This window comes from Microbacterium sp. BWT-B31 (assembly GCF_041379855.1).
Lineage (GTDB): Bacteria > Actinomycetota > Actinomycetes > Actinomycetales > Microbacteriaceae > Microbacterium.
In genome coordinates, this window is the sequence record NZ_JBFECU010000031.1 from 1 (window position 1) to 4,084 (window position 4,084).

Sequence of the window (4,084 nt, forward strand, 5' to 3'; positions counted from 1 at the left end):
GGGTCATCGTGGGATCTCTTCTTTGCTTCTTGGCGGAAACAACTGGTCATCCCACGGTGGCCCTCAATCGTCAACGACGACGAGGAACCGCAGGAAGTGACACCACGCTATGGGACGCACCCGCCCAGCATCTACCGAAATACGGGTGAGACGCTGCTCACGTGGCGGGTGGACCGCCACGCTCTCGAGCCGAAGCACCGTCACCCAGTGACGTGGTGCGATTCGTTCGCCGGAGCCGCCGCGTACTGCAAGCGCAGGGCTCTCGATTATTGCAGCGGCCAACCGATGGTTATTCACCTTGCGTCGCGACCGCGGGTGTCGGGACCTGACGAGATACTTCAAGCGTGAGCAACAAACGCGGAAACCTCATGGCGCAGATCGAACGCGACCTTATCGACGAGAAGCCCCTCGACACGCTGCTGCGCAAGCTCATTCTGCTGGGCGGCAACGCCGGGTCTGCGGAACTACGCGACTGGGCCTCACTGGAACTCCGTGGCTACGAGAAGCAGGACGAGCTGCCGTCGTACCGGTCCGTGCACGCACCTCTCCAGATCGACGGATCGGTCCCGGGTGGGATCATCCGGCATCAAACCATCGGCGCGCTCGACATCCCTGACTTTGCCCGAGACGAGATCAAAGAGGTCGTCCCGCTGCGCATGGGCGTACGAGAAATTCGCGGCATGGTTGACCAGCAGAGAGGCGACAGGGTAGTGAAGCTGCTGCCTCCCGGGGCTCCAGATCTCGTCAGCTACATGAACATGACAGGCGACCTGAACGGCCACATCACTGACCTGTACTGGAGCGTCAGCACCGTCGCACTTGAGGGTGTGCTCGACCAGATCCGAACCCGCCTCGCCGAACTCATCGCCGAGCTTCGCTCCAGCACGCCGGCCGGGCAGTCGCTACCCACCCCGGCCCAGGCCGCCAACGCCGTGAGCTTCGTTATCAATGGCCGAGGAAATCGTGTCCATATCGCTCAGGCCGCCGAGGGTGGCACTGTCACGATTCCTCGCGAAGATGCGACGAGGCCCTTCTGGACCCGGGCGAAGGTGATCGGCGCGGCACTTGTGGGCCTCGCGACGATCATGGGTACCGGCATCGCGCTGTTGCAATACGTGGCCTGAACCAGAAGCGAACCTACGAGGAGATCATGTCAGCATCGCACCTTCTCCGAACTGTCACATCCGTCCTCGTCGAAGAGGACGCAGACTCCGTCACGGTGACGTGGGGTCTCGGCGACCCTGTCGAGACCCCAACGCTCGAGTACTTCGGATATGGCATGTACTACTACGACCCGACCGGAAACGGGGGCAAGCGGTTCGGCGTGAGGTTCAGCACCGAAATCAGTGCGTGGATCTTCGACAATGAAAGCGCGACTCAGGCGAACTACCTCGCAGACAGCGTCACCGCAACGACGGATGCCGTCGTCGTTCATTTTCGTGACGCGACCCTCGGGCTGCCGGAGATCGGGACGATTGCGGCCTACGCACACATCGAAGGGCGCGATGAGCAGCTCGAGATCCCCGTGAGCCTGCGCCGCTGATGACAGACGAGGACGGCGAGCGGGCCGACTCCTTCGGCGAGAACATCGTCGAGATGATGTTCACAACATGGGTGGACGCCGAGTTGACTCGACGCGGCGATGGTCTTACGCGGGCCGATGTCGGCAAAGCAGTCATCGAGCTCCCGCCGTTGGCGCCACTCCGATCGTGCGGTTGAACGATGATGTATCCCTTCAAGCGCGGGCCGTTGCCTCGGCACCGATAGCGAAAAGCGAGGCGGTCACGCCGGAGAACATCAGCAGCTTGGAGGCCTTCTGGCCTGTCGGCATCCATGCCGACAGCGGATGGCTGGCGTACGTAGTGGTGGGGGCGAGCGGCTACGTGGCCTTCGACTTCCGGTACAACAAGCAGCGCAACGCGGAGCTTCTCGGCTTGGCCGATGACTACCTCGAAACCGCCGAGGGGTACTACGAGCGCGCGCTCCGCCCAGCGATCGACAATCTGCTCTCGGCCGCCGAGCTGACAGTTCAGGCGCAGATGCTCGGCCAGTCCGAACGGACGACATTCCACAACGTTCGAGACAAGTGGCTCCGCGACAACGAGCGCCTGGGAAATGCACCCGACGGATTCTTTGCGCTTCTCAAGCGACTCCGGAGTGAGCGCGCCGCCGCGCGTTACGGAGACGGTGTGGTCTCGATCTCAGATGATGAGATGCCGGAGTTGATCGCGAAAGAACGAACGATGATCGAGCATGCGGTAGGGAGAACTGGCCTTGTCGCCGTGGATCCGTCAGTCGAGAACAACTAAGCCTCGATCCACCGATGGGCCTGGGTGTTGAGCTGGTACCGAGACCGCACACACGGGACCCGCAAGCGCGCACTGCCCGCAGGGGGATCGAAGCCGGGGCACACCGATACGGTGGATTGCATGGAGGTGAACCCAGCCGAGTCGCCAGATCCAAAGGGCGTCGTTCCACATCTCTCTTTCGGCGACGCATGGCACGAGTATCCCAAACATCGGTGGTTTACCGGCACCGCCTGGCACTACACGTCGGTTGAGGGCTGCTTCGGCATCGCCCGGAATCACGAGCTTTGGGCGAGCTCAGCGGCGATGCTCAACGACGCTGGCGAGATGTCGTATGGAGTCGCGAGGGTTCAAGATGTCGGATCACGATGGTCTGCTCCGGCGGGGTCTGACCCCGCCGCCAGCGAGCTCCTGCAGAGGGCGATCGAGAATCTTGAGGATTCGATGATCGAGAACGCGCCGTTCGTTCTCAGCGCCTCGACCTCACCGTTTCTCCTCAACCAATGGGCCAACTACGGCGACTCCTCCGGGTGTGCTGTGGGCCTCGACGCGTTGAGCCTGCTCCACGACGCTGATCGTAGTGGAGGGCCGTCGCCGCGCCAGGCTCTACCCCTCTGGCTGGAGGTGGTCTACGAGCGCGAAGACCAGGACGCATACATTAGGGAGTTGCTAGACGAATTGGTCTCCCAGGACAAACTCATTTCGCAAGCCATACGGCACGACCACGAACCTGCGTCGCTCCTCGAGCAGAACCTGTCCATGCTTGTCGCTGCGCTAAAGCACCCCGCGTTCCGTGCGGAGAGTGAGGTCCGGGTCGTAGTCATGAAACAAGAGTCGACGACTACTCACTATCGGCCGACAGCTCGTGGAATCGTGCCGTTCGTGAAGCTCCATGGCACCATAAGCGACCCCGAAAAAGGGCTCCAGGCCGCCATAGCTGGTACCAGCCCATTGCCGTTGCCGATTACCGCTGTCCACGTCGGGCCGCCACAGGGTGACTCAGAGCGCCGGAGGGTTGCTTCAATGCGCGAGTTCCTGCGATCTCGGGGATATGACGTCGAGGTCGATGGCGCCGGTATTCCATATCTGCCATAGCGTCCAGGACCCCTTGCGTCATTCTTTCAAGGCGCATGGAGACCGAACGGATCGCGCCGGCAGTCGTGTGCAACACCCGGCCGGGGATCAGAACGAGCGTGCTGAGAGTTGCATGCGACGGGCCTTCACCGGGCAATGCCCAATTCACGGATCGCAATCGTGCGCGCTTAAGTCCGCCCGCGAGCCGCGTCCTGCGGGCATTGCCCGTTTATGGATGGCCGACCAGCGCCGTCCTTGGTGTCACGAATCTTGTCGCCGCCAGTTGCGTCTCGAGGCGATAGCCTCGCGCCATGGATGAGGTTGAGTCCGCTATCGCGTGGCACACGCAACTACCGGTCGAGTTGTACACCGCGATCGGTCGGGTCGCGCACTCAACAGCACTGCTCGATGCAATGCTCGGCGAGTTCATCGAGGAGTTGGCTGACAGCCATATGGTGTGGCCACTCGTGAGCGGTCAAAGTACGGACTGGTTGATTCAGACATGCCGGCTGTTTCTCTCCGAAGCTGATCCGCAGGGCGCCCACTATCCCGAAGACTTCCACGACGAGATTCAGCGATGCCTAGCCTCGATTTTTCATCGGGCTGTTGATCGGGGCTGCTCGGCGTCGTTGTCGGGGTTGTGTCGCTGATTCTGGCATGAGGGTACGACGACGGGCCGCGTGGCGCTGCGGGGGCGGGTCTCC

5 protein-coding genes are annotated in these 4,084 nt (G+C 62.1%); all 5 read left to right on the forward strand.

Going from position 1 to position 4,084, the window contains the following annotated elements; translation table 11 throughout:
• Window positions 1-344 precede the first annotated feature (344 nt).
• The 5 genes from AB1K54_RS17190 (at window position 345) to AB1K54_RS17210 (ending at window position 4,030) form a co-directional block, all read left to right on the forward strand.
• The gene (locus AB1K54_RS17190) at window positions 345-1,124 is read left to right on the forward strand and encodes a hypothetical protein (protein WP_371203984.1); all 780 of its coding nucleotides are present in this window, start codon (window positions 345-347) and stop codon (window positions 1,122-1,124) included.
• Between the two features lie 26 nt (window positions 1,125-1,150).
• Entirely contained in the window at window positions 1,151-1,543 is a 393-nt protein-coding gene (locus AB1K54_RS17195; RefSeq protein WP_371203985.1) for a hypothetical protein, read from the forward strand.
• Window positions 1,544-1,709: 166 nt separating this feature from the next.
• Window positions 1,710-2,309, forward strand: a complete 600-nt coding sequence (locus AB1K54_RS17200) for a hypothetical protein (RefSeq protein WP_371203986.1) — start codon at window positions 1,710-1,712, stop codon at window positions 2,307-2,309.
• A 120-nt stretch (window positions 2,310-2,429) separates the two neighbouring features.
• The gene (locus tag AB1K54_RS17205; RefSeq protein ID WP_371203987.1) at window positions 2,430-3,401 is read left to right on the forward strand and encodes a DUF2971 domain-containing protein; all 972 of its coding nucleotides are present in this window, start codon (window positions 2,430-2,432) and stop codon (window positions 3,399-3,401) included.
• A 290-nt stretch (window positions 3,402-3,691) separates the two neighbouring features.
• Window positions 3,692-4,030, forward strand: coding sequence for a hypothetical protein (locus AB1K54_RS17210; protein ID WP_371203988.1), 339 nt, complete (start codon window positions 3,692-3,694; stop codon window positions 4,028-4,030).
• Window positions 4,031-4,084: the final 54 nt, after the last annotated feature.